The sequence below is a fragment of the Mitsuokella sp. UBA4253 genome (assembly GCF_002395285.1).
GTDB classification, from domain to species: Bacteria; Bacillota; Negativicutes; order Selenomonadales; family Selenomonadaceae; genus Mitsuokella; species Mitsuokella jalaludinii.
In genome coordinates this window covers 69,221-93,997 of sequence record NZ_DGWR01000015.1, presented here as the reverse complement: position 1 = coordinate 93,997, position 24,777 = coordinate 69,221, and the positions used below count along the sequence as shown (strand labels likewise).

At 56.1% G+C, this 24,777-nt stretch carries 23 protein-coding genes; 21 read left to right on the top strand and 2 right to left on the bottom strand.

The window, feature by feature from the left end; genetic code table 11:
* Positions 1 to 2: 2 nt before the first annotated feature.
* The 6 genes from carB to B2X55_RS07735 all read left to right on the top strand — a co-directional run bounded on the left by carB (position 3) and on the right by B2X55_RS07735 (position 7,182).
* The gene (carB, locus tag B2X55_RS07760; protein WP_286821606.1) at positions 3 to 3,230 is read left to right on the top strand and encodes a carbamoyl-phosphate synthase large subunit; all 3,228 of its coding nucleotides are present in this window, start codon (positions 3 to 5) and stop codon (positions 3,228 to 3,230) included.
* Positions 3,217 to 3,996, top strand: a complete 780-nt coding sequence (locus B2X55_RS07755; RefSeq protein ID WP_286821605.1) for a dihydroorotate dehydrogenase electron transfer subunit — start codon at positions 3,217 to 3,219, stop codon at positions 3,994 to 3,996. The genes carB and B2X55_RS07755 overlap by 14 nt, the downstream gene beginning before the upstream one ends.
* A complete protein-coding gene (locus B2X55_RS07750) occupies positions 3,993 to 4,943 on the top strand; it encodes a dihydroorotate dehydrogenase (RefSeq protein ID WP_286821604.1) in 951 nt (316 codons plus the stop codon). The genes B2X55_RS07755 and B2X55_RS07750 overlap by 4 nt, the downstream gene beginning before the upstream one ends.
* Positions 4,944 to 4,951: 8 nt before the next feature.
* Positions 4,952 to 5,677 (top strand): orotidine-5'-phosphate decarboxylase, encoded by a 726-nt coding sequence (gene pyrF, locus B2X55_RS07745; protein WP_286821603.1) that lies wholly within the window; start codon positions 4,952 to 4,954, stop codon positions 5,675 to 5,677.
* Between the two features lie 2 nt (positions 5,678 to 5,679).
* Entirely contained in the window at positions 5,680 to 6,255 is a 576-nt protein-coding gene (pyrE, locus tag B2X55_RS07740; RefSeq protein ID WP_286821602.1) for an orotate phosphoribosyltransferase, read from the top strand.
* Between the two features lie 288 nt (positions 6,256 to 6,543).
* Positions 6,544 to 7,182 (top strand): sugar O-acetyltransferase, encoded by a 639-nt coding sequence (locus B2X55_RS07735; protein ID WP_286821798.1) that lies wholly within the window; start codon positions 6,544 to 6,546, stop codon positions 7,180 to 7,182.
* A 27-nt stretch (positions 7,183 to 7,209) separates the two neighbouring features.
* Here the strand turns inward: B2X55_RS07735 and B2X55_RS07730 are convergent, their stop codons facing one another.
* On the bottom strand, positions 7,210 to 7,950 hold the full coding sequence (locus B2X55_RS07730; RefSeq protein WP_286821600.1) for a metallophosphoesterase: 741 nt from the start codon (positions 7,948 to 7,950) through the stop codon (positions 7,210 to 7,212).
* 174 nt (positions 7,951 to 8,124) lie between these two features.
* On the opposite strand from B2X55_RS07730, the gene B2X55_RS07725 reads away from it, so the two are divergent.
* From B2X55_RS07725 to B2X55_RS07700, 6 genes are all read left to right on the top strand, one after another.
* On the top strand, positions 8,125 to 8,853 hold the full coding sequence (locus tag B2X55_RS07725; RefSeq protein ID WP_286821599.1) for an esterase: 729 nt from the start codon (positions 8,125 to 8,127) through the stop codon (positions 8,851 to 8,853).
* A gap of 237 nt (positions 8,854 to 9,090) precedes the next feature.
* On the top strand, positions 9,091 to 10,509 hold the full coding sequence (locus B2X55_RS07720; protein WP_286821598.1) for a hypothetical protein: 1,419 nt from the start codon (positions 9,091 to 9,093) through the stop codon (positions 10,507 to 10,509).
* 48 nt (positions 10,510 to 10,557) lie between these two features.
* Positions 10,558 to 12,438 carry a hypothetical protein gene (locus tag B2X55_RS07715; protein ID WP_286821597.1) on the top strand — a complete coding sequence of 627 codons (1,881 nt, stop codon included), beginning with the start codon at positions 10,558 to 10,560 and terminating at the stop codon, positions 12,436 to 12,438.
* A 31-nt stretch (positions 12,439 to 12,469) separates the two neighbouring features.
* Positions 12,470 to 13,309 carry a hypothetical protein gene (locus B2X55_RS07710; protein ID WP_286821596.1) on the top strand — a complete coding sequence of 280 codons (840 nt, stop codon included), beginning with the start codon at positions 12,470 to 12,472 and terminating at the stop codon, positions 13,307 to 13,309.
* Positions 13,306 to 14,091, top strand: coding sequence for a DUF6339 family protein (locus B2X55_RS07705; RefSeq protein WP_286821594.1), 786 nt, complete (start codon positions 13,306 to 13,308; stop codon positions 14,089 to 14,091). Before B2X55_RS07710 ends, B2X55_RS07705 begins: the two co-directional genes overlap by 4 nt.
* A 399-nt stretch (positions 14,092 to 14,490) precedes the next feature.
* Positions 14,491 to 14,979: a VOC family protein gene (locus tag B2X55_RS07700; protein WP_286821593.1), complete on the top strand. Its 489-nt coding sequence runs from the start codon at positions 14,491 to 14,493 to the stop codon at positions 14,977 to 14,979.
* A gap of 176 nt (positions 14,980 to 15,155) precedes the next feature.
* On the opposite strand, the gene B2X55_RS07695 is transcribed toward B2X55_RS07700, so the two are convergent.
* The gene (locus B2X55_RS07695; protein ID WP_055162242.1) at positions 15,156 to 15,704 is read right to left on the bottom strand and encodes a folate family ECF transporter S component; all 549 of its coding nucleotides are present in this window, start codon (positions 15,702 to 15,704) and stop codon (positions 15,156 to 15,158) included.
* Between the two features lie 229 nt (positions 15,705 to 15,933).
* Here B2X55_RS07695 and B2X55_RS07690 point away from each other — a divergent pair, with 229 nt between their 5' ends.
* The 9 genes from B2X55_RS07690 to B2X55_RS07650 all read left to right on the top strand — a co-directional run bounded on the left by B2X55_RS07690 (position 15,934) and on the right by B2X55_RS07650 (position 24,754).
* Complete coding sequence (locus tag B2X55_RS07690; protein ID WP_286821592.1) at positions 15,934 to 17,406, top strand: transposase; 1,473 nt, start codon at positions 15,934 to 15,936, stop codon at positions 17,404 to 17,406.
* Between the two features lie 431 nt (positions 17,407 to 17,837).
* Positions 17,838 to 18,584, top strand: coding sequence for an AzlC family ABC transporter permease (locus B2X55_RS07685; protein WP_286821590.1), 747 nt, complete (start codon positions 17,838 to 17,840; stop codon positions 18,582 to 18,584).
* A gap of 5 nt (positions 18,585 to 18,589) precedes the next feature.
* The gene (locus tag B2X55_RS07680) at positions 18,590 to 18,919 is read left to right on the top strand and encodes a branched-chain amino acid transporter permease (protein ID WP_278743355.1); all 330 of its coding nucleotides are present in this window, start codon (positions 18,590 to 18,592) and stop codon (positions 18,917 to 18,919) included.
* A 210-nt stretch (positions 18,920 to 19,129) separates the two neighbouring features.
* Positions 19,130 to 20,098 carry a D-2-hydroxyacid dehydrogenase gene (locus B2X55_RS07675; RefSeq protein ID WP_118174287.1) on the top strand — a complete coding sequence of 323 codons (969 nt, stop codon included), beginning with the start codon at positions 19,130 to 19,132 and terminating at the stop codon, positions 20,096 to 20,098.
* 208 nt (positions 20,099 to 20,306) lie between these two features.
* Positions 20,307 to 21,773 carry a nicotinate phosphoribosyltransferase gene (locus B2X55_RS07670; RefSeq protein ID WP_255240769.1) on the top strand — a complete coding sequence of 489 codons (1,467 nt, stop codon included), beginning with the start codon at positions 20,307 to 20,309 and terminating at the stop codon, positions 21,771 to 21,773.
* Between the two features lie 17 nt (positions 21,774 to 21,790).
* Positions 21,791 to 22,654, top strand: a complete 864-nt coding sequence (locus tag B2X55_RS07665) for a shikimate dehydrogenase (RefSeq protein WP_118174285.1) — start codon at positions 21,791 to 21,793, stop codon at positions 22,652 to 22,654.
* Between the two features lie 29 nt (positions 22,655 to 22,683).
* Positions 22,684 to 23,811: a tRNA guanosine(34) transglycosylase Tgt gene (gene tgt / locus B2X55_RS07660; RefSeq protein WP_286821588.1), complete on the top strand. Its 1,128-nt coding sequence runs from the start codon at positions 22,684 to 22,686 to the stop codon at positions 23,809 to 23,811.
* 62 nt (positions 23,812 to 23,873) lie between these two features.
* A complete protein-coding gene (gene yajC, locus B2X55_RS07655; RefSeq protein WP_036374644.1) occupies positions 23,874 to 24,152 on the top strand; it encodes a preprotein translocase subunit YajC in 279 nt (92 codons plus the stop codon).
* On the top strand, positions 24,152 to 24,754 hold the full coding sequence (locus tag B2X55_RS07650) for a 5-formyltetrahydrofolate cyclo-ligase (RefSeq protein WP_286821587.1): 603 nt from the start codon (positions 24,152 to 24,154) through the stop codon (positions 24,752 to 24,754). Before yajC ends, B2X55_RS07650 begins: the two co-directional genes overlap by 1 nt.
* Positions 24,755 to 24,777: the final 23 nt, after the last annotated feature.

Genomic DNA, 24,777 nt, shown 5'->3' with positions numbered 1-24,777 from the left:
TCGTGCCAAAGAAAGCGAATCTCAAGAAAGTAATGGTCATCGGCTCTGGCCCAATCATCATCGGCCAGGCCGCTGAATTCGACTACGCCGGCTCCCAGGCCTGCCGCGCGCTCAAGGAAGAAGGCCTCGAAGTCGTGCTCGTCAACTCGAACCCGGCGACGATCATGACGGATACGCACATCGCGGACCGCGTCTACATCGAGCCGCTGACGCCGGAATTCCTCGAGGAGATCATCTCGAAGGAGCGCCCGGACGGCCTGCTCGCGACGCTCGGCGGCCAAGCTGGCCTGAACCTCGCGGTACAGCTCTCCGAGAAGGGCGTCCTCGAGAAGTACAATGTCGAGCTGCTCGGCACGCCCTTGAAGGCCATCGAGCGAGCAGAGGACCGCGAGCTCTTCAAGGAGACGATGCAGAAGCTCGGCGAGCCGATCCCCGAGAGCACGATCGTCGAGGATGTGCCGTCGGCTGTGGCGTTCGCCAATGAGATCGGGTATCCGGTCATCGTCCGCCCGGCCTACACGATGGGCGGCACCGGCGGCGGCATCGCCGAGAATGAGGAAGAGCTCGTCGAGATCGTCATCAAGGGCCTGACGTACTCCATGATCGGCCAGGTGCTCATCGAGCGCAGCGTCGCCGGCTGGAAAGAGATCGAGTACGAGGTCATGCGCGACGGCCACGACAACTGCATCACCGTCTGCAACATGGAGAACTTCGACCCGGTCGGCGTCCACACGGGCGATTCCATCGTCGTCGCTCCGTCGCAGACGCTGACGGACCACGAGTACCAGATGCTCCGCTCTGCGTCGCTCCGCATCATCCGCGAGCTCGGCATCGAAGGCGGCTGCAACGCGCAGTACGCACTCGACCCGAACAGCAACCGCTACTACGTCATCGAGGTCAACCCGCGCGTCAGCCGCTCCTCGGCGCTCGCTTCGAAGGCGACGGGCTACCCAATCGCGAAGGTTTCCGCGAAGATCGCCATCGGCTACACGCTCGATGAGATCACGAACGCCGTCACCCAGAAGACGAAGGCCTGCTTCGAGCCGGCCCTCGACTACTGCGTCGTCAAGTTCCCGCGCTGGCCGTTCGACAAGTTCGTCTACGCTGACCGCACGCTCGGCACGCAGATGAAGGCGACGGGCGAGGTCATGAGCATCGACCGCCACTTCGAGGGCGCCATCCTCAAGGCGGCCCGCTCGCTCGAGATCGGCGTGCACCGCCTGCACATGGACAAGATGGACGCCTGGGACGATGCCCGCGTCAAGAAGAACCTCGCGCGCATCAACGACGAGCGCATCTTCGTCATCGCCGAAGCCCTGCGCCGCGGCATTGCGACAGTCGACGAGATCCACGATATCACGAAGGTCGACAAGTGGTTCCTCTACAAGATCCAGAACATCGCGACCATCGAGAACAAGCTCAAGGATGAAGCCCTGACGCCGAGCCTCATGCTCGAGGCGAAGAACATCGGCCTTGCCGACCGCTCCATCGCCGAGATCACGGGCAAGACGGCAGACGAGGTCCGCACCATCCGCAAGACGATGCACATCCTGCCGAAGTACAAGATGGTCGATACGTGTGCAGCCGAGTTCGAGGCCGCCACGCCGTACTACTACTCGACCTTCCAGGCAGAGGAGGACGAAGTCCGCGTGTCCGATGCCCGCAAGGTCATCGTGCTCGGCTCTGGCCCGATCCGCATCGGCCAGGGCGTCGAATTCGACTACTGCTCCGTACACTCCGTCTGGGCACTGCGTGAGATGGGCATCGAAGCCATCATCATCAACAACAACCCGGAGACGGTATCGACGGACTTCGACATCTCCGACCGCCTCTACTTTGAGCCGCTGACGACGGAAGACGTCCTCAACATCATCGACAAAGAGAAGCCGGAGGGCGTCATCGTCCAGTTCGGCGGCCAGACGGCCATCAACCTCGCCGCATCCCTGCAGAAGGCCGGCGTCAAGGTCTTCGGCACGTCGGTCGACGACATCGACCGCGCAGAGGACCGCGAGCGCTTCGATGAAGTCCTCACGCAGACGCAGATCCCGCGCCCGCAGGGCATCAGCGTCACGAACCTCGACGATGCCGTCACGGGTGCCGCCAAGATCGGCTACCCGGTCATGGTCCGCCCGTCGTACGTCCTCGGCGGCCGCGCGATGGAGATCGTCTACAACGAGGCGGAGCTGCGCGACTACATGAGCCGCGCCGTCAAGGTCACGCCGGACCACCCGGTTCTCGTTGACCGCTACATGCAGGGCACGGAAGTCGAGGTCGATGGCATCTCCGATGGCGTCGATGTCGTCATCCCGGGCATCATGGAGCACGTCGAGCGCGCCGGTGTCCACTCGGGCGACTCCATCGCCGTCTACCCGCCGCAGACGCTCTCGTCGAAGGTCATCTACACGATCATCGACTACACGAAGCGCCTTGCGCTCTCGCTGCACGTCAAGGGCCTCCTGAACATCCAGTTCGTCGTCGTCGACGGCGAGGTCTACATCATCGAGGTCAACCCGCGCTCCTCGCGCACGGTGCCATTCCTCTCGAAGGTCACGAACGTCGATATGGTCGGCATCGCGACGCGCATCGCCATGGGCCACACCTTAAAGGAGCTCGGCTACAAGTCGGGCCTCGTGCCGCCGAAACCGTACGTCGCCGTCAAGGCACCGGTCTTCTCCTTCGCGAAGATGACGGATGTCGACATCGCCCTCGGACCTGAGATGAAGTCGACGGGCGAGGTCATGGGCATCGACTACCACTACGCGCGCGCCCTCTACAAGGCCATCATCGGCTCGGGCATCCACGTCCCGACGAAGGGCTGCATCCTCTTCACGGTTGCCGACAAGGACAAGGAAGAGATGAAGCAGCTCGCCAAGGCCTTTGCTGAGCTCGGCTTCGAGATCTGCGCGACGGAGGGCACGGCCAAGGCCATCCAGTCGATGGGCATCGACGCCGAGGTCGTCGGCAAGGTCCACGAGCGCAGCTCCGACATCATCCAGATGATCAAGAACGGCAAGATCAACATGGTCATCAACACGCTGACGCAGGGCAAGCACTCGGCCAAGGACGGCTTCAAGATCCGCCGCGCGACAGTCGAGCACGGCATCGCCTGCCTGACGTCTCTCGACACGGCCTGGGAAGTCCTGCGCGTGCTCTCCTTCATGCGTGAGCGCCGCCTCGTCTACTCGCTGGCCATCCAGGACTATGTAGGTGGTGGTGATGACCTTGCCTAATCATCCAGAGAAAATCGTGCGCGACGCGAAGGTCCTCGCACAGCAGGAGCTCGCGACGAACGTCTACTTCCTCGTCGTCGAGTCGCCGGAGATCGCGCGCCGGGCCAAGGCCGGGCAGTTCGTGCAGCTGCGCATCCTCTCGGGTGCGTTCACACTGCGCCGCCCGGTCGGCGTGGCCGCCGTCGACGAGAAGAAGGGCAGCATCGCCTTCATCTACCGCGTCGTCGGCAGGGGCACGAAAGCGCTCGCACAGCTGATGCCGGGGGAGATGGTCAACGTGCTCGGCCCGCTCGGCCACGGCTTCGCCATGGCGTACAAGCACCCGCTGATCGTCGGCGGAGGCATGGGCCTTTCGCCACTCCTTTACTACGCAGCAGCCATGCAGGGCAAAGCCGACGTCCTCATGGGGGGCAAGACGGCCGAAGAGCTCTTCTGGTCGGACCTCTTTGACGACCTCTGCGGCCACTGCTTCCTGACGACAGATGACGGCTCGCGCGGCACCAAGGGATTCACGACGACCGTCCTTCCCGAGATCCTCGAGAGGGGCGACTACGATGTCGTCGTGACCTGCGGCCCGGAGGTCATGATGCGCGGCGTCGCCAAGATCGCCAGAGAGCACGGCATCCCGTGCGAGGTCTCGCTCGAGAAGCGCATGGCCTGCGGCCTCGGCGCCTGCCTCTCGTGCTCCATTGACACGACGGACGGCCAGCGCAAGAAAGTCTGCAAGGACGGCCCCGTCTTTCCCGCAGAGGAGGTGTTTGCATGAGCGACGAACGACTCCACACGGACCTGCTCGGCATCGCCATGAAGACGCCGGTGCTGACGGCCTCGGGCACGTTCGGCTTCGGCGAGGAATTCAAAGACTTCGTCGACCTCTCGCGCCTCGGCGGCGTCATGGTCAAGGGCACGACGCTCCTGCCGCGCCGCGGCAACGACGGCGTGCGCATCACAGAGACGCCGGAGGGCATGCTCAACTGCATCGGCCTCGAGAATCCGGGCGTCGAGCACTTCCTCGAAGAAACCCTGCCGCGCATCCAGCAGTACGGCATGAACGTCATCGTCAACATCTCGGGCAGCACGGCAGAGGAGTACGGCAAGCTCGCCGAACTCCTCGACGTGCCGGGCGTTGCGGCCATCGAGCTCAACGTTTCGTGCCCGAACGTCAAGGAAGGCGGCATCGTCTTCGGCACCGACCCCGAGGCGGCTGCGGCCGTCGTCCGCGAGGCCAAGGCGCACACGAAGAAACCCGTCATCCTCAAGCTTTCGCCGAACGTCACCGACATCGTCGCGATGGCCAAGGCCGTCGAGGCTGCCGGCGCTGACGCCGTGTCGCTGATCAACACGCTGCTCGGCATGGAGATCGACATCAACAGATTCCGCCCGGTGCTCGGCAACGTCACCGGCGGCCTCTCGGGCCCCTGTGTCAAGCCGGTCGCCGTGCGCATGGTCTGGCAGGTCGCGCAGGCCGTCCGCATCCCGATCATCGGCATGGGCGGTATCGCAAGTGCAGAGGATGCCGTCGAATTCTTCCTCGCCGGTGCGAGTGCCGTCGCCGTCGGCACGGCCAACTTCACCGACCCGGAGATCACGATGAAGATCTGCGACGGCCTCGACACGTACCTTGCTGAGCACGGCTTCTCGAGCATCGAGGAGATCGTCGGCAAGGCCAATCCGGGCTTCCTCGGATTCCGGAACGATGTTCAGAAAGGATGACAGAGATAATGGCAATCCAAGCAGATGACCGCTTGATCGTGGCCCTCGACTTCCACACGATGGAGGACGTCAAGTCCCTCGTCGAGAAGCTCGGGGAAAGCGTCTCATACTATAAAGTCGGCATGGAGCTCTTCTACAGCGTCGGCGGCGAAGTCGTCCGCTGGCTGCGCGGCCAGGGCAAGCACGTCTTCCTCGACCTCAAGCTCCACGACATCCCGAACACCGTGGCCGGCGGGCTCTGCTCGCTCATGGACCTCGGTGCCGACATCCTCAATGTCCACGCTAGTGGCGGCTACACGATGATGAAGACGGCAGCCGACCGGCTGCACGCGGCAGCAGAGGAGCGGGGGATTCCCTGCCCGAAGCTCATCGCCATCACGGTGCTGACGAGCATCAATCAGGAAGACTGGGCGGGCGTCGGCCAGACCCTTCCCGTCAAGGACGCCGTCGTGCGCCTCGCAAAGCTCGCCAAGTCGGCCGGCCTTGACGGCGTCGTCGCTTCGCCGCAGGAAGCAGCCCTCATCCGCGAAGCGTGCGGCGCAGACTTCCTGATCGTGACGCCGGGCGTGCGCCCCGCAGGCTCGGCCATCAACGACCAGAGCCGCATCGCGACGCCTTCGGCAGCGCTCAAGAGCGGCGCGAGCCACCTCGTCATCGGCCGCCCAATCCGCGCCGCCGAAGACCCGAAGGCCGCAGCCGAGGCTATCTTGAAAGAAATGGAGACCGTACAATGAAAATGACCGAAGAAGAAGTAAAAGACCTGCTCGTCAAGACGAATGCCATCATGAATGGCCATTTCCTGCTGACGTCCGGCCTGCACAGCCCGCATTACGTCGAGAAATTCAACGTGCTGCAGCATCCGAAGTACACGCAGCAGCTCTGCGAGGCGATGGCCGAGAAGTTCAAGGACGCTGACATCGAGACCGTCGTCGGCCCGATGACCGGCGGCATCCTGCTCGCCCACGAGACGGGCAAGGCCCTCGGCACGCGCGCCATCTTCACGGAGCGCGTCGACGGCAAGATGACCTTCCGCCGCGGCTTCCACCTGCATCCGGGTGAGCGCTGCCTGATTGTCGAAGACATCGTCACGACCGGCGGCTCCATCAAGGAAGTCATCGACGTCGTCAAGGCAAACGACGGCATCCCCGTCGCTGTCAGCATGCTCGTCGACCGCAGCGGCGGCAAAGTCAATTTCGGTGACGTCCCGTGCACCGCACTGCTGCACCTCAACGTCGAGACCTACAAGCCAGAGGACTGCCCGCTCTGCAAACAGGGCATCCCGATGACAAAACGCGGACGGACTGGTCGCTGAGGGCAAAAGGCATACCAGTAATGCGACCGTGTGTGGACGGACTGGTCGCTGAGGGCAAAAGGCATACCAGTAATGCGACCGTGTGTGGCAGCACCGGGAAAAAATAAGACTGCGTTTTTAAGCGTGAAAAAGCAGCATCGCTCAGGAATGGCCTGACGATGCTGCTTTTTACTGTCTTGTATTTATTTGGCAGGAAAAAACAAACGTGCTGTCGAATCGTTATCTTAAGAAAACTTAAGGAATGATTGACGCAAAGACGCAAAAGAGAGGGGATTTCTGTTGAGCAAGGTGTACGATGACATGATGAATGGCGAGATCTACTGGCCGGGTGATGAGGAACTGATGAAGCAGCAGCTCGACTGCATGGAAAAGCTCTACGACTACAATGCCACGCGGCCGCATGAGTGGGAGAAGCGGCAGAAACTGCTCAAAGAGATGCTGGCAGAAGTCGGGGAGGACTGCTATATCGAGCCGCCGCTGCACGCGAACTGGGGCGGCCATCACCTGCACCTCGGCAAGCAGGTCTACGCCAACTACAACCTCACCGCCGTCGACGACGGCGAGATCTTCATCGGCGACTACACGATGATCGGGCCGAACGTCACGCTCGCGACGCCGAACCATCCGCTGGCACCGGAGCTGCGCGAGAAAGGCTATCAGTACAATCTGCCCATCCGCATCGGCAAGAACGTCTGGCTCGGCGCAGGCGTCATCGTCGTGCCCGGCGTCACGATCGGTGACAACACGGTCATCGGCGCGGGCAGCGTCGTGACGCGCGACATCCCCGCAGGCGTGCTGGCCTTTGGCGTACCTTGCCGCGTGCAGCGCGAGCTCGGCGAACGCGACTGGGAATTCTACCACAAGGGCAGGCGCGTGCCGCAGGAGCTCCTGAAGTACCGCAGGCCCGGCAAAGAGACGGAGGCATGACCACGGCCCAGCTTATGCTGGTCACGGTCAAAGGATCCTGACCGGCTTGAAATCGAGATAGTCGCCTGAGACAAGCCGGTAGGTGATGCCGCGCACGACGCCCTGCAGGCTGTCGTGGAAGCGCTCCTCGCCGTGGCAGTGTGAGTAGATGACCTGCTCGGCGCCGTATTCCTCGGCGATGTCGGTGAAGGGGCTCTTCTGCTCGAGGATGTTCGTCGGCGGATAGTGCAGGAACAGGATAAACTTCTGGAAGCCCGCAGCCGCCGCCGCATCGAGCGAGCGGCGCAGCCGCGTGCACTCGCGCTCGACGAGCATCTTGGCGTGCGCTTCGCGCTCCTCATCCCAGCCGATGACGCGGCCCTGCCCGTCGAGATAGAACGGCCCCTCAAACGTGAAGCCCTTCGTGCCGACGAGCGCGTAATCTTCGTAGGCAAAGAAATTATTCTGCAGGAAGGACAGCTTCCCCGCAAAGCGGCGGTTGAGAGAGGCTGTCCTCTTTGCGTCCCAGAACATATCGTGGTTGCCGCGCAGCAGGATCTTGCGTCCCGGCAGCGCCTCGATGAATGCGAGATCCTGCTCGCACTCCGCGAGCTTGCGCCCCCAGGAGTGATCGCCCGTGATGACGAGCGTGTCGTGCGGCCCGACGAGCGCCTCGCAGTTCTGCTTGATTTTTTCTTCATGGTGCCGCCACACCGCGCCAAAGACGTCCATCGATTTCTCGGGCGTCTGGAACGAGAGGTGAAAGTCACCGATTGCAAAGAGAGCCATAACGAATCCTTTCTTGCTGAGCTTGATTTTATAGAACCAATACATATTTCTCTGCCAGCGGATAAAATCCTGCTGTACCATGCCTGTGCCATGAAATGTGATGAGGGAGATAATACGATGAGCAAGATAAACGAAATAAACAAGATAAATGAGATAGAAGGGAAACAGCTAATCGTGATCAACGGCAGGAAATGGCAGTGCGACGACCTTCTCGCCACGATCCACGCAGCAGGGAAGGGATGCCTTCTCCTGCAAGAGCCAGAGCCGCGCGCCCTACTCGTGCAGCCCGTCGAGCAGGAAGAGATTGTTGCGCGCAAGGGGCTCTTTGAGGAAGTCAGCGCCATTGCCGCTGCTGTCAGCATGCCGCTGGCTGTCGCCTTCCTTGCCGTCGAGGAGTGGAACCATCAGCTCTCCCCGTGGACGGCACCTGCCGTCTTCGGCAAGCAGGATTTTGGCGCAGGGGCAGAGGAGACGCTGAAGTCCATCGAGGCCATCCTGCCCGCGCTTAAGAGTCATTGTGCTCTGGCAGAGGATGCGCCCGTCGTACTCGGTGGCTACTCCCTCGCCGCGTTCTTCTCACTCTGGAGCGCCTACGAGAGCCAGTCCTTTGCTGCCGTTGCCGCCGCATCGCCGTCCGTCTGGTTCCCCGGCTGGCTCGACTACGCCAAAGCCCACGAGCCAAAGGCAGGCATCATCTACCTGAGCCTCGGCGACCGCGAAGACAAGACCCGCAACCCCGTCATGCGTACCGTCAGCGCCTGCATCAAAGAGCAGCACGCCCTGCTACAAGGTGCCGGCATCAAGACCACCCTCACCTGGAACCCCGGCAACCACTTCCAGCATCCCGAACAACGCTGTGCCAAGGCGTTTATTTGGTGCCTCGAGCAACTGTTACTATATTAATAAAGGCTCATGAAGGGAAAAGTCCTATTTTACAATATAACCTGGATGAAAGGAGATACAATCCTAAAAAAATCTGCTAAAGTGTTAGTATGATCTTGATTTTTTTATTAAAACAGTGTATTCTGAATATATCAGCTGGATAGTTGAAGGTGTGGCCGGATGGTCGTCAAAACTGTTTTTTAGACCGACGGGATGTCGGTCTTTTTTGTTGAGATTTGCAGAGAGGAGCTATCTGATATGTCAGAACAATTCATTATTCGCTTTGAAGGCCGTCCAGGGGAATTGACGATTGGTGACATGAAGAAAATCAGTGGCCATGTGAGCGGCCGCACGTTTGCTTCTATCATCGATCACTTGGGTTTAGAGGCAAATCCTCGTGAGGCAAAAGTCGGTGCGGTGACCGATGCGATTCAAGAAACAATTCGCTTGACACCTGAACTGCTGCCTTTCAAGACGAAGGGCGTCTTGCTGGCTGTTTCTAGCTACGAGGCACTGGAACGCAATCGTTATCGCATTGCACCAGTCAATCAACGCATAGAGGGGATCCTTGATGGTGGTCATAATACGTTGGCCATTGGCATGTACATTCTAAGTAAAGCGTTAGAAGCAAATGAGCAAAAAATTTCTCATAAGGTCAAGAATTGGGACGAATTTAAAGCAAGCTGGAAGACCAATCATGATATTGTTGAGGAATATCTAATACAAGAAAAGGGAAAGGCAGAATCACCGATTGATTTTCTCATTCCTGTAGAACTGCAAGTGCCAGCAGATATGAATGATACGGCTGGCGTACGAAACTTCAGAAATCATCTTTTCGATATTTGTGAATCGCGCAATAATAATGTCGAATTGCAACTTTCAGCTAAAGTTCATCAGAATGGCTACTTCAATGAACTTGAATTGATGATGCGCGAACACAACGAGAACATTGCAGATCGGATTGAATGGAAGACGAATGATGGGGGTGCTGTAAAGGTACAGGATTTGATTGCCCTTTCATGGATTCCACTGCAGCTTGTTAATCCAGTACGCGAAGCAAAAGATCCTAAAAAGATTTTCAATCCAAGTGAATTCAAAGAAACGTACATGTATAGTTCAAAAGGGCAATGCCTGAAATTATTCGAGCGCCTGATGAGTTCTCCTGATGTCTCAGAGAAGTCAGCTGGTGATTATACAAAGGATATTATTAATGAAGAAGTAAAATCTTCGTTCAAGATTACAACAATACTTCCAGAACTATACGATTATATCTATGCGCGATTCGCTGACCTTTATAATGGCAATGATGGTTCTTTCGGACGTATTGGAGCGGTCAAGAAGCTCAACAACAAGACCAAGAATAAGAAAACGCCATTTGGCGGTGAGCCGATAAAATCCGATGTCAATATCAGTCCGGATGGCTTTATACTTCCATTATTCTATGGACTTCAGGCATTATTAGAGAAAAAGAAAGTCAATGGAAAGACCACCATTGACTGGGTTACTGACCCAAAGATCTTCTTGGATAAACACTTGTCGAATATCATGGGTGAATACAAAGGCCTGTTTGCACTCTGTGATTATGATCCACAAAAAGTTGGCAAAGCAGAGCAGTGTTATAAGAATGCATTGAATAGCTTCAAAATGGCCTTGATGCAGGACAAGATTGCTAGATGATGAAGCAATAAGATATTGAATCACGATCATGTGGAAGAGGGGAGTTATATGCGAGAGGATGGGAAATGGCGATTCGCCTCGAACAACAAGGGGATTGTCGATGGGTTCAATGATCCGGGCATTGAGACGTTCAGTGCAAATTCAATTGCATCTATGGTTCGAGAGGTCATTCAGAATTCTGTCGATCAGCAGGTGGATGACAGTCGACCGGTTGTCGTCGATTTTGATTTCTTCCAAGTCACGCAGGATGAGATCCCCGGTGGCAGGCAGTTGGGAAATATCTTTGACCGTTGCATTACGGCATCGAAAGGAGATCCTGTAGCGACGGGATTCTTCCAGCAAGCGCAGAAGCTGATGAAGGGCAAGATTGATGTCCTGCGCATCAGTGACCACAATACGACAGGGCTTGTCGGTGCGGAGACAGATGATACAAAAACGCCTTGGCATCAGCTGGTGAAGGGGCGCGGTTCATCCAACAAGAATATCAATTCCGGAGGCAGTTTCGGCATCGGCAAGGCCGCTCCTTTGGCTTGCTCCTATTTCCATACCATCTTCTATGCATCAAAGGTAGACGCTATCGATTCTTACGTCGGTGTATCACGGCTGCTCTCATTCAAAGAGAAAGAATCTGGATTCTTTGGCAAGGAATACACGACGACTGGCACGGGGTTTTATTCGTCTTCTGACAACATGAATGCCATACTCAAGCCGTTTGCCATGGGGCATTTCAAACGCAGGGACAATGGCACCGACATATACATCCTGGCACTTGAGAAGGACAAAGACCTCTACGGGACAATCCGTTTGGCTGTCCTCGAGAATTTCTTTGTCTCGATTGAATTCCAGAAGCTCATCGTACACGTTGGTCAAGATACAATCAATCGCAACAGCTTGGCACAGTATATCGCGCAACTTGATGACAAGAAATACGCTGCACTGAAGGATTACTACAATCTCCTGATCCATCGCCACGATGACCCAGAGGAGAATCGTGTCATTTCCTTAGATGCCGACGAATACGGCAAGAAGTACGGCATCAAGGATGGAGAATGTACACTGCTGCTTCATCAAGGGGAGGACCTGAATCAGCGCGTCCTCATGACGAGAAAGACGGGCATGACACTCTTCCCGCAGAGCCGACTCGGGAACAGCATTTCCTATACTGGTATCTTACTGATTCAAGGCGATACCATGAATCAAATCTTCAAGACGATGGAGATGCCGGCCCATGATAAGTGGGAGCCGGGCCGATGCAAGGTCAACAAGACCTTCTATGAAAATGCTTACACCGATCTGAAACAATATCTGCGCAAGAAAATCATAGAGAATTTCGGCGCACCACAGCAAGATATCGAGGCTGCTTACGGTATGGATGAGTTCTTTGCCGATGCCGCAGGAGATGGAGCTCTAAATGTTGAGATCAAGGAGCAGAAGCCAAAGGCAAAGATGATAAAGAGAAAGGCTCGTCGTCGTCGGACAGATAGAGAAATCAAGGTAAAGGAACCGCTAGAGGAAGGCGGACTTGATGACAATCCACGCACAGATGCTAAGAAGGATGATCCGAAGAAGGACGGAAGGACTACAAAAGATCCTGCAGATCCTGCAAAAAAGAAGTACAATTTCAAGTTCCGAGCTGTCAAGAAACGACTGGTTGCCAATAACATGATGAACGGAGAGTTCACACTTGCGTTCACGATCCCCATCAGCAAGTCACGAATCCGCCTAGAGGTCGTCGGACTTGCCGAACGCGGCAACTATAAGATCCCTGTTCACAATGTACGGATTGATGGAAATGATTCAGCAGTAGAAGTTGAGAAAAACAGCATCACATTTGGTCCTGCAAAAAAGGGGCAGACAATCGCTGCGCATTTCTCAACGGGCTTCCAAGGACCGATGATGATGGAGGTGAACTACTATGAGGCTAAATAAGGGACTCACCCCATATCCTGTGCTCAGCAGTATGGATGACGATTATGTTCGTGGAAGTTTTCGGGCAGAGGTACAGGAAGAGATATCCTTCGGACAGCTGAAACTCAGCATTGACTATATGCTCGACGAGCCTGGTCTACAGGAATTGTTCGCACAGGGGAAGGTCAGCTATGCAACACATGTGGAATGTTCTCTGGTCGGCTATCGTCAGCTTTTCTCATCGAAGAATAATCATGAGGATGTGACCATCGATGCAGGGAATCTCACGAATGAAGTCGAGATCAGCACCTACATTGTCGCAACAGAGGATATACACGGATATCACAATGAACAGTTCAATATCGGATTCGGCAAAGGCGCTTCATTCGATATCTGGAGGGGCGGTATCCTTGCCATCGGACCAGAGTATACGATTGATATCAATCGCGATGGCAAGAACTACGACAAGATGGCCGATATCCTCGCCCTGGCTGTCGATGAAAGCAATCCCGGTGACGTCTGGGTTGACACCGAGGGCGATTGCCTGCGCCTTTATGTGAGCCGAGACCTTTTCAATGTCTACCATCGTCACAAAGCCAGTGATCGTTACTTGATGATCCAGATGTTCTTTGTCCCCGCTATCATGTCAGTCCTGATGGATATGAAAGATGTAGACGAGGAAAATGATGAAGGAATGGCTTCGTATCGCTGGTACGGTGTATTCGCAAAACTGCTCGAGCAGAATGGCATTGACATCAAGGATATCCAGCTGGGCACGGGCAACAGCAAGAAGAACATCGGACGGCTTGCACAGCAGATTTTTAAATACCCGCTGCTGCATGCGATGGATGAGCTAGAACGAGCAGAACACGACAGGGATGATGACGAATGAGACTGCAATATTTGACGGATGACGGAATCCAGTATCTGAAGGGAAACTTTGAGACAAATCTGCCGCATTATATTCAGAAAGATTTCGCCTTTTTTGCTAAAATGCTGAAAGAACATGATTTCCTGCAGGACACAGGCTATGATTTCAATCCATTTGTCACGAATCTGCAGGTGACGGGCGATGAATCAGCAGATGACGTCCACAACGCCGAAGTCATCCATCGGGCGCTCAGCAATCTTCCGTATTATATAGCAATTGACGAAAAGATATGGGCTGCTTTACTGCACACCTATTTATTTGATTTTGTCTGCGAGAAGAGAAAAGACTTCCTGGATGAAACGGTTCGGGATTACCAGAACAAGATATACAATTCTTTCTTCACCTATACGAGACATGGCAAGCGTAGGGGAACCTTCGTTAATTGTGTGGCCAGTCTGTACTGGGGCGCTGAGATGGTCTACGCCCCAGACAATCGAGATGATCCTTATGGACTGCTCAGGGAAATTGCTGCGACAGGCTATCCTAGTACAATTGTCATATTCTCGTCCAGTCGTATCCTCGGTCGGCGCGAGACGTGCATCGGTTTTCTCAAGGCAATCCACAAATTGCGCTTGGCGCAAAAATGGAATGTTGACCGTCCGGCTGTCGTCTCAGGTATCAAATACCTCAACCTCATTGCAGGACTCAGCATGCTTGACATGCGTTCCGAGGAAGAGATAGAAAACATGACAGAAACGTTCTACCAAGGATATTTCCAGACCCTGGAGCGTAAGGACAAGTAGTAGAGACTATGGCTTGATTATCCTGCATAGCAAAAGAAAACGCCCTTTCCATGTGCTGTTTCGCGAATGGGAAAGGGCGTTGCTGCCTGGGAAGCTGACTACGATCTGGGGATTTCCGGCTTAGGTAACGGGGAGTTACGCGGCCGTAGAAGGCGCGGGGATAAGGTAAAATATATTTCGCAAATTCAATTTCATAAAAAATAGACCATGTCTGGTAACATGCCAAAGCCAGACGGCTCGACTACCGATGACCATCAATTGCATCGTAGATGACAGCAAGATGCTGTGTTCGCTCTAAGGGGGAATCCCCTCTGTTACAGTATAACAGGAACGAAGAATGCTAGCAAGGAGTGTTAATTTTGATAAAGAAAATTGCCAATCCGTGCAATAGAGAGTAAAATGGATAAAGATAATATAGAGATCCCCAGTGACAGGCTTCTGCGTGGTTTGCTGCTGCTCAAGAATTTTGGATGGGGTCAATTGGTGCGTAAAGGAAAAGGTGAAAACATGGCAAGACAGTCTTATTTGGAACACAGCGCCGTGACGGTGCGAGATATTGAGTGGTCCAAAAATTTTTTTGAGAAAATCCTCGGCATGATAGAAACGCGCCGCAAGGAAAAAGATGGTCATCTCAAGATGGTCTGGCTCAAGGGTGGCGTGCAGCTTGTGGCCGCGCCAGAAGACTATAAAGCGGGACAGGGACATCATCTCGGCATCGTTGTCGAGGATATGCCCGAAGTCCTCAGGGAAATGCTTGCTGTCAAGGGTGTCCATCACATCGAGGGCAAGCCCGAAAAATGGGTGCAGCTGCCCGACGGCCTGACGCTCGAGCTGTTCCAGGAAAAGCCCGGTGCTATCCAAAACGTGCTGAATATCGAGGTAAAATAAAGCGTAAACAGAGCAGCCGTTCTGCAGGCGGCCCTGCTCGTGAATGACGTCTGCGCGCAGAAGGTCTGACGAGGCCGACACTGAAAGCGTTGCAGCATAAATAACCCCCCTGGCATGGCCAGGGGGTTATTTTCGTTTTCCGGGCCGGACAATGGGAAGCTTGCAGCCTGTATTCATCAGGCTGCTGTGGAGGTGGCGGCCTTTTTGGCTGCCGCCTGCGGGAACTGCTCGGGCAGGAAGCGCAGCAGGGGCCGGTAGACCATGAGGAAGAGGCCGACTTCCATGGGATAGCAGAGGAGGTTCTTGATGAGGCGGCTCAGGAAGATGGCCGAGGCGGCTTTGTGGTAGAAGATGGTCAGCCAGAGTGTGTTGAGGCCCAGGTGGATGAAGACCATGACGAGGAAGAAGGGGATGCAGGCGCGCAGCCATGTGACGCGCCTGCGGTAGAAGAACCAGCCGTAGATGTAGCCTGTGAGGAAGCCGGAGACGAGGAAGCCCGGGAAGAAGATGCTCGTGCCGAGCAGGGCCGTGCCGATGAAGTCGGCGGCCGCGGCGACGAGGCCGGCCTTCATGGGGCCGTACATCGCGCCGTAGATGGCGATTGGCAGGAAGCCGAAGGTGATGCGCACGAAGATCGTCTGGATGGCAAAGACATAGGAGAAGAGTACCGCCAGGGCCACGGAGACACCGGCGTAGACGAGTGGCTTGACAGAGAATCTGGACATGAAAAAAGACCTTCCTTTCCATTGTGATTTGTGGCACAAGCCCCTAGCTTCAGCTACGGGGATAACCTCATAAGCAATAAACGACAAGCTCCTAATCTCATAGTTAAAACAGCCAAATGGTTATTTGAAAACTTTCATATTTCCAATCCTGTTAAACCTTATCATGTTGTAAGTATCTCTACTTTTTGATATAATAAAATCAAGGAATTAAGCATGAGGAGGTGGCGATATGGTTAAACAAAGAAAAGACTGCTTCATTCTCCAGTTCAGACTGAAAACGGAACGATGGCAGGAAGATGTCATCGACAGCCGTCTGGAAGCTGGGCGAAAGATATATAATACTCTTACCAGCAAGAGTCTCAAACGGCTGAAAGAGCTCAAGAAAACAAAAGCGTATCGCAACCTCATCGAACGCCTGAATAAGGACAAAGAGCACGATAAACTAATCTGGGATGAAATCCATCAGCTCAGGCAAAAAGCTGGCTTAACAGAATATGGACTTTCCCGTATGGCCACACCGATACGGCAGCATTTCAAGAAACAGATTAACGCCCCTATTGCACAAGCCCTTTCCAAAAGGCTCTGGAAATCTTTTGAGAAACTATTCTATGGTGATGGAAAACGAATCTACTTCAAGAAATACGGACAGATTAATTCGCTGGAAGGGAAGACAAACGATACAGGAATTCGATTCAAGACAATTACCCGTACCTGCGAGTGGTCAGGGTTGAAGATACCCGTCCTTGTTGATGAAACTAACCTCTACGAGGTGGAATCTCTTACACATCCCATCGCTTACTGCCGTCTCGTGCGAAAGTTCGTGAGGGGGAAAAAGAAATACTACTTGCAGATCATCTTTCGAGGAGAGAAGCTAGCCAAGCGACGTAAGTCAGATGGCAGTTTCGTTCACATCCTTGGCAAAGGAGATGTCGGTATCGATATCGGTACATCGACCGTAGCATGGTCTTCCGAGTCTTCGATAAAAATTGTAGAACTTGCCAATAGAGCACAGGGGCACGAACGTGAAAAGCAACTGCTTCAACGCAAGCTGGACAGAAGCAAACGAATGAATAATCCGGATAACTACAATGAAGATAAAACTACGAAGAAAGGCACTCATCTCTGGATTCGTAGCAAGCGATATGTAAAGACCTTGTTCCGCCTCAAAGAAGTCCAGCGTAAGCAGGCTGCGGTCAGGAAACTGCAGCACGAACTGCTTGCAAACGAGCTTCTCAGACAAGGGGATACCTTCTATGTCGAGGCCATGAACTTCAAGGGATTGCAGGCAAGGGCTAAGAAAACCGAGAAGAATGAGAAAGGCAGATTCAAGCGCAAGAAGCGATTCGGTAAGTCTTTAGCCAATCGGGCACCTTCCATGTTCCTAGCAATCTTGAAGCGCAAGTTGAGTTACTTTGGCATATCGTTAATCGAGATTGATACCTTCTTGGCTCGTGCTTCCCAGTTCAATCATACCGACGAATCCTATCAGAAGAAAAAACTCTCTGAGCGCTGGAACATCATAAATGGCATAAAAGTCCAGCGAGATATGTATTCCGCTTTCCTTATCATGAATATCAACCCAGACTTGAAGACGTTCAACCTTGAAAAATGCAACAAAAGATTTGAGACTTTCCTGCATCTGCATAATCAGGAAATCAAACGATTGCGTGGGAACAGAAATCTGAGCTGTATCGGGATATAAACCGTAACACGATTAGAAATATAAGGTCTTGAAACGGGCCTTGCGGGCGCTAATGAGTTCAATGGAACTTTTGCCCGTGAAAGTTTTAAGGAAAATAGTCAGCACTTGCATCTTTCGAGAGCAAGAAAAGCTATTGTACTTAAGAACCCCCTGGCGTTAGCTATGGGGAGTTTCAGTCTGCTTATTCTTTTGCATCGATGTCTGTAGTATAGCGCAGATCTTCTCACTTGGCAACGGCATGGGAAAATAGGACGGGTGTATATCGTATCGCGACAAGATTGTCTTGTCGCATATTGGCTTCTGTAGTACAATGATGCCGACGGAGCGTTTGTTATCCGCGTGGGTTTGGCCAGTGCGATGCAAAAGGACATCGCACTCGGCAGGCTCGTGAATCCCGGTATCCTGATGTGACATGACGAGAAAGGACGGTTATGCGACAACAACATGCGTGCTGGCCGGCGTTGCGGGCAGCGTTTCCTTATACGACGCCGATTCTGGCGGGATTTGTTTTCCTGGGATTCGCCTATGGTGTTTATATGAATGTCATGGGCTTTCCGTTTTACTACCCGTTTTTGCTGGCATTGGTCATTTTCGGCGGGTCACTGGAGTTCGTGGCCGTCTCGATGCTGCTCTCTCCCTTTGCGCCGCTGGCGACATTCCTGTTGGCCCTGCTCATCCAGGCGCGCCATCTATTTTATGGATTGTCGCTCTTTGATACGTACCGTGGCTTGGGATGGAAGCGTTTCTTCCTGATTTACGGCCTCTGTGATGAGACGTTCTCGATCATCTTTTCGGCTAAGCGCCGTTTGCCGGAAGGTGTTGACCGGGGATGGTTCATGCTCTGGATAACCTGGCTCGATGAAGCCTACTGGGTGTTCAGCGCGCTCTTAGGCGGTCTTGTCGGCGGGGCGCTGCCGTTTGATACGGCGGGGCTCGGTTTTGTCATGACGGCAATGTTCGTCGTTATCTTCATCGAACAATGGCTGAATGAATGTCACCATGCGACGGCAGTCCTCGGGCTCGTCGCGGCCGGCAGCTGTCTCGCTGTCTTTGGCGCGCAATCGTTCATGATACCGGCGATGCTCGTGATCCTCTCGGCCCTGTTGCTGGGCAGGCGTCCTTTGGAGCGGTATTATCTTCCGGAATCCGATCAGGCAGGGGGGAGGGAGACGAGATGATGGAAATGACGCTTTACCAGCAGGTCATCACGGTGCTGCTCTGTACGGCGGCCACCATGCTGACACGCTTCCTGCCGTTCCTGCTCTTCTCCAGCAAGAAGCCGACGCCGCTGATGGTGCGCTATCTAGGCAATGCATTGCCGGCGGCAATCTTCGGACTGCTCGTCGTCTATTGCCTGAAGGATGTCGATTGGGGACTCGCGCCGCATGGCCTGCCAGAAGTGATCGGCATCGGCGTGACGGCGGGCCTCCACATCTGGCTGCGCCGGATACTCCTCTCGATGTTCGCGGGGACAGCCATTTACATGCTGCTCGTCCAGATTGTGTTCCGCTGATGCAGGCATTCCGGACGGCAGGACAATATCCTCATGGTGAAATGAGACATCCCGTCATCTGGCGGGATGTCTTTTTTGTTACCGGTGTTGTAATGTCGTAACATCTTTTTTGCCGGAAGAAAAGGCTTTTGGGAAGTTTTGGCGAAAGTATAAAAACATAACGTAGAATTATTGTATCTGCTTTTTATCGACAGAAAGGAGCGTTTTTTCATGAAGATTGCAGTGGTCAATTCCTTTATGAATGATGCACATCGCGAGAAGATAACGGCTGCGGCGGCGCAGCACCATATGGAGGTCGCGTACTACAAGACGAACGATGAGGCGCTGCCGCATCTTTCCGACGTCGACATCATCTACGCGGCGGCGACTGGCGGCGGCTCGAAGCTCGCAGAGGCGGCGCCGCATCTCAAGTGGTTCTGCAGTGTGTCGGCCGGTGTCGACCCGGTACTCAAGCCGGGCGTGCTGCCGGACGGCTGCCTGCTGTCGAATTCATCGGGTGCGTACGGTGTGACGATCGCGGAGCACCTCGTCATGGTGACGCTGATGCTCTTGCGCCGCTATCCGGAGTATGCGGAAATCATCCGCCGCCACGAGTGGAAGAACAACCTGCCGCTGCGCTCCATCAAGGACAGCCGCGTGACGATCGTCGGCACGGGCGATATCGGCACGCGCTACGCAGAGCGCATCCAGTCGTTCCAGCCGGCCGCCATCGTCGGCGTCAGCCGCACGGGCCGCAAGCGCAGCCCGGTCTACGATGAGGCCGTCAAGCAGGAGGAACTCGAGGCGTATCTGCCGAAGACGGACATCCTCGTGCTCTGCCTGCCGGGCACGAAGGAGACGACAAACATGATTTCGCGCGAGCGCCTGGCCATGCTGCCGGATGACGCTTTCGTCATCAATGTCGGCCGCGGCAACTCAATCGATCAGGCGGCGCTCGTCGAGGCGCTCAACACGGGTCACCTCGCCGGCGCAGCGCTCGATGTCATGGCCAAGGAGCCGATTCCGGAGGGAGACCCGCTCTGGACGGCGAAGAACGTCATCCTGACGCCGCACTGCTCGGGCAAGATGACGCTGGCGTACACGCGCGACAAGTCGGTCGCGATGTTCTGCGAGGACCTCGAGCACTTCGTCAAGCAGGAGCCGCTCGAGCACGCGGTCAAGCGCGAACTCGGCTATTGATAGAGCGCACTTCCTTCTATTGTATATCGCATCTGGTGGAAGAGCTGCTGTGCAGTGGCACAGCGGCTCTTTTTTCTGCTTTTTGCGGGATACGTTTTGCATCCCCATCATTAAGATGATATAATTGATACCGTATATCCGAATGCCCAGAACACTTCTAGTAAAAAAGCGCGGCCGTAGGGCTGCGACATCAAAGGGGTTGGCTTCATTGACGCAAACACAGTTTGATAAACGCAATATCACGATGATGATGGACTTCTACGAACTGACCATGGCCAATGGTTACTTCGAGGACCACGACAAGGACGTCCAGGTGGCGTTCGATGTCTTCTACCGCCAGAATCCGGATGAGGGTGGCTTTGCCATTTTCGCTGGGCTCGAGCAGGTCATCGAGTATGTGGAGAACATGACGTTCACGGACGAGGATGTCGAGTATTTCCGCCAGCAGCACATGTTCTCGGAGAAATTTCTTGCATACCTCAAGGACTTCCGCTTCAAAGGCGATATCTACGCGCTGCCGGAGGGCACGGTCATGTATCCGAATGAGCCGATCCTGACGGTCGTCGCACCGCTCATTGACGCGCAGCTCGTGGAGACGGCCATCCTCGCACAGATCAACCACCAGTCGCTCATTGCGACGAAGGCGCGCCGCATCTGCAAGGCGGCGGCGGGCCGCGCCGTCTCGGACTTCGGTGCGCGCCGCGCCCACAATATGGATGCGGCGACGTACGGCGCGCGCGCTGCCTACATCGGCGGCGTCGTCGGCACGGCGACGTGCTCGGCCGGCAAGATGTTCGGCATCCCGATCTCGGGCACGATGGCGCACAGCTGGGTCATGTTCTATGGCGACGAGTACGAGGCCTTCAAAAAGTACGCGGTGACGTATCCGGATGCGACGATCCTGCTCGTCGACACGTACGATGTCATCCACTCGGGCATCCCGAATGCCATCCGCATCGCGCATGAGGTGCTTGAGCCGATGGGCAAGCGCCTCATGGGCATCCGCATCGACTCGGGCGACCTCGCGTACCTCTCGAAGCGCGTACGCAAGATGCTCGACGAGGCGGGCCTGCCGGACTGCAAGATTGTCGTCTCGAACAGCCTCGATGAGTTCACCGTCTCGTCGCTCTTGACACAGCAGGGCGCCTGCATCGATGCGTTCGGCATCGGCGAGCGCCTGATCACGGCAAAGTCGGAGCCGGTCTTCGGCGCCGTCTACAAGCTCGCAGCAGTCGGGGAGAACGACCACTTCGCGCCGCGCATCAAGGTCTCGGAGAACGTCGAGAAGATCACGAACCCGGGCCTCAAGGACCTCTACCGTGTCTACGACGAGAACGGCCACGCTGTCGCGGACCTCATCGCCAAGTGCGGCGAGCAGATTGACGGCACGCAGCCGCTGCGCTACATCGACCCGCAGAAGCCGTGGAAGAACCGCTCGTTTGAACACTGCACGTTCAAGAATCTCCGCAAGTGCTACGTCCGCCAGGGCAAGCGCACGGAGGAGCTGCCGAAGCTCGATGCGATCCGCGACTACGTCAAGAACCAGCTCGACCACGAGATCTGGGAGGAGGAGCAGCGCTTCGAGAATCCGCACCGCCATTACCTCGATATGACGCCGGACTACTACGAGCTCAAGATGGACCTCTTGACGAAGACGCGCCGCGCACACGGCTGACGGCGGGAGGACTTGTGATGATCAAAGGAACGACAAAGAATCTTGGCGTCATGGGCTGGCCGATTGCCCACTCGCTCTCGCCGGTGCTGCAGAATGCGGCCATCGAAAAGGCGGGGCTCGACTACGTCTACATCTCGCTGCCCGTGCCGCCCGATAAACTCAAGGAGGCGGTGGCGGGACTCAGGGCCATGCAGTTTGCCGGCTGGAACGTCACGATCCCGCACAAGCAGGCCATCATGGCGGAGCTCGACGCTGTCGATGAGGACGCCCGCATCATCGGGGCGGTCAACACGGTTGTCAATCGGGATGGCCACCTGACTGGCTATAACACAGACTGCATCGGCTTCATGCAGCCGCTCGCGCAGCACAATTTCTCGCCGAAGGGCAGGGAAGTGACGCTGCTCGGCGCCGGCGGCGCAGCGAGAGCCGTCATCTGGGGCCTCCTGCGCGCCAAGGCAGGGCGCATCACGCTCGGCGTGCGCAACCCCGCCAAGGCGGCGCGCCTCGCTGAAGAGTTCTCTGCGTACGGAGAGATTCAGGTCCTTCACTGGGAGGACGGTGCCTTCGCGGACCATCTCGCGGTGACAGACCTGCTCGTCAACACGACGCCGCTCGGCATGTACCCGCACGTTGAGGGCATGCCGCCCGTGGACTGGGCGAAGCTCAAGAAGGCGGCCCTCGTCTACGATATCATCTATACACCGGCGCGCACGCGCTTTCTCTCTGAGGCGCAGGAGTATGGCCACACCATCATCAACGGCGAGGGCATGCTGGCCGGTCAGGGCGCGGCTGCCTTTGCACTCTGGACGGGCGTGACGCCGGACCTTGCGCTGATGAAACACGCTCTGCGCGAGGAGCTTGCCGCACGCCAGGGCCAGTAAATCAAAAATACGAAAGTTGAGGTTTTTATTTGACTGCAATCACATATGAGCTCGTCAAGAAGGACGAGCGCACGGGAGCACGCGCGGGCATCATCCATACGCCGCACGGCAGTTTCCCGACACCAATCTTCATGCCGGTCGGCACGCAGGCGTCGGTCAAGGGCGTCTCGCCGGACGAACTGCACGATCTCGGCGCGGGCATCATCCTGTCGAACACCTACCACCTCTTCCTGCGCCCGGGCATGGACCTCATCCGTGAGGCCGGCGGCCTGCACAAGTTCATGCACTGGGACGGGGCCATCCTGACGGACAGCGGCGGGTTCCAGGTCTTCAGCCTCGGCGACCTGCGCAAGATCACGGAGGAGGGCGTGACGTTCCGCTCACACATCGACGGCTCGAAGAAGTTCCTCTCGCCGGAAGTCTCGATGGAGGTCCAGATGGCACTCGGCTCGGACATCGTCATGGCGTTCGATGAATGTGTGCCGTATCCGGCCGACTACAACTACGCGAAGCAGTCGACGGAGCGCACGATCCGCTGGCTCCAGCGCTGCAAGGAGGCGATGACGGCCCCGAACCAGGGCCTCTTCGGCATCGTGCAGGGCGGTATGTACAAAGACCTGCGCGAGTGGAGTGCCCGCGAGACGACGGCGATGGACCTGCCGGGCTACGCGGTAGGCGGCCTCTCGGTCGGCGAGCCGAAGGAGCTCATGTACGAGATGCTCGAGTACTCGACGTCTCTTCTGCCGCAGGACAAGCCGCGCTACCTCATGGGTGTCGGCACGCCGGACTGCCTCGTCGAGGGCGTGCAGCGCGGCATCGATATGTTCGACTGCGTCTACCCGACGCGCGTCGCACGCAACGGCATGGCCATGACGTGGACAGGCCGTCTCGTCATGAAGAACGCTCAGTTCACGCACGACCACACGGTGCTCGAAGAGGGCTGCGGCTGCTACGCCTGCCGCAACGGCTACACGCGCGCCTACATCCGCCATCTCGTGCGCGCGAACGAGATCTTCGGCCTGCGTCTCCTGTCGCTGCACAATCTCTACTTCCTGCAGGAATTCATGCGCCGCATGCGCCAGGCCATCCTCGAGGACCGCTTCACGGAGTTCCGCAGTGATTTCTTCAACCATTATCAGATGCACGGCAAGCAGTGAGCCTGCCGCCATGACCGATATATGTCCACACATCATTTTTATCTGAAAAGGAGTTGTTCATTATGAGTCCAGAAGCACTTGGAACGTGGGGCCCGATCGTCGTCATGATCGCGATCTTCTACTTCCTGCTCTACCGTCCGCAGAAAAAGCAGCAGAACCGCCGCCGCGCCATGCTCGACAACCTCAAGAAGGGTGACCAGGTCATCACGATTGGCGGCATCTACGGCACAATCGTGGAGCTCGGCGACACGTCGCTGAAGCTCAAGATTGCCGACGGTGTCGTCATCGAGGTCGTGCGCTCGAGCGTCAATGCCAACGTCACGCAGCAGGAGGCCGCCTGATGACGCCGCGTGAGCTGCACGAAGTGAAGCTCGCCGAGAAGAAGGCACTGCGCCAGAAGATGCTCGCTTTCCGCAAAGGGCTGACGAAAGAGCAGCACGAAGCGAAGAGCCGGGCCATCCTAGCGCGCCTCTACGAGGAGCCGCGCTTCCAGCAGGCAAAGACCATCTTCGCCTACGCCTCGATGCCCGACGAAGTCCAGCTCTACGACCTGCTCGCCCATGCCCTCAGGGAGAGCAAGCGCGTCGGCCTGCCGCTCATCACGGGCAAGGGGCTCATGGAAGTCGTCAACCTGCCGTCGCTTGCGGCGCTCGTGCCGGGCAAGTTCGGCATCCTGACGGTCCGCCGGGAGGAACAGGCCATCATCCCCGCAGCCGAGATCGACTTCGTCGTCGTTCCCGGCGCGGCGTTCTCGCCGGCGGGGGAGCGGCTCGGCCTCGGCGGCGGTTACTACGACCGCTATCTCATGGAGAAGGCGCCGCAGGCTTACCGCGCCGCACTGACCTTCGACGGTCAGGTCGTCGCGAGCGTCCCGATGGAAGCGCATGATGCACGCGTCAATCTGATCCTGACGGAAACGCGTCGGATTGAACCAAATACATAGACCACGTAGAAAGGGTTGTGAAA

What these genes read in the sequence shown, in the direction of transcription:
- B2X55_RS07665 (WP_118174285.1), top strand. Translation starts at nt 21,791, where the DNA reads ATGATCAAAGGAACGACAAAGAATCTTGGCGTCATGGGCTGGCCGATT.
- pyrF (WP_286821603.1), top strand. Translation starts at nt 4,952, where the DNA reads ATGGCAATCCAAGCAGATGACCGCTTGATCGTGGCCCTCGACTTCCAC.
- B2X55_RS07675 (WP_118174287.1), top strand. Translation starts at nt 19,130, where the DNA reads ATGAAGATTGCAGTGGTCAATTCCTTTATGAATGATGCACATCGCGAG.
- B2X55_RS07685 (WP_286821590.1), top strand. Translation starts at nt 17,838, where the DNA reads ATGCGACAACAACATGCGTGCTGGCCGGCGTTGCGGGCAGCGTTTCCT.
- B2X55_RS07720 (WP_286821598.1), top strand. Translation starts at nt 9,091, where the DNA reads ATGTCAGAACAATTCATTATTCGCTTTGAAGGCCGTCCAGGGGAATTG.
- B2X55_RS07715 (WP_286821597.1), top strand. Translation starts at nt 10,558, where the DNA reads ATGCGAGAGGATGGGAAATGGCGATTCGCCTCGAACAACAAGGGGATT.
- pyrE (WP_286821602.1), top strand. Translation starts at nt 5,680, where the DNA reads ATGACCGAAGAAGAAGTAAAAGACCTGCTCGTCAAGACGAATGCCATC.
- B2X55_RS07705 (WP_286821594.1), top strand. Translation starts at nt 13,306, where the DNA reads ATGAGACTGCAATATTTGACGGATGACGGAATCCAGTATCTGAAGGGA.
- yajC (WP_036374644.1), top strand. Translation starts at nt 23,874, where the DNA reads ATGAGTCCAGAAGCACTTGGAACGTGGGGCCCGATCGTCGTCATGATC.
- B2X55_RS07695 (WP_055162242.1), bottom strand. Translation starts at nt 15,704, where the DNA reads ATGTCCAGATTCTCTGTCAAGCCACTCGTCTACGCCGGTGTCTCCGTG.
- B2X55_RS07680 (WP_278743355.1), top strand. Translation starts at nt 18,590, where the DNA reads ATGACGCTTTACCAGCAGGTCATCACGGTGCTGCTCTGTACGGCGGCC.
- B2X55_RS07730 (WP_286821600.1), bottom strand. Translation starts at nt 7,950, where the DNA reads ATGGCTCTCTTTGCAATCGGTGACTTTCACCTCTCGTTCCAGACGCCC.
- B2X55_RS07700 (WP_286821593.1), top strand. Translation starts at nt 14,491, where the DNA reads ATGGATAAAGATAATATAGAGATCCCCAGTGACAGGCTTCTGCGTGGT.
- B2X55_RS07710 (WP_286821596.1), top strand. Translation starts at nt 12,470, where the DNA reads ATGGATGACGATTATGTTCGTGGAAGTTTTCGGGCAGAGGTACAGGAA.
- B2X55_RS07755 (WP_286821605.1), top strand. Translation starts at nt 3,217, where the DNA reads ATGACCTTGCCTAATCATCCAGAGAAAATCGTGCGCGACGCGAAGGTC.
- B2X55_RS07750 (WP_286821604.1), top strand. Translation starts at nt 3,993, where the DNA reads ATGAGCGACGAACGACTCCACACGGACCTGCTCGGCATCGCCATGAAG.
- B2X55_RS07650 (WP_286821587.1), top strand. Translation starts at nt 24,152, where the DNA reads ATGACGCCGCGTGAGCTGCACGAAGTGAAGCTCGCCGAGAAGAAGGCA.
- B2X55_RS07690 (WP_286821592.1), top strand. Translation starts at nt 15,934, where the DNA reads ATGGTTAAACAAAGAAAAGACTGCTTCATTCTCCAGTTCAGACTGAAA.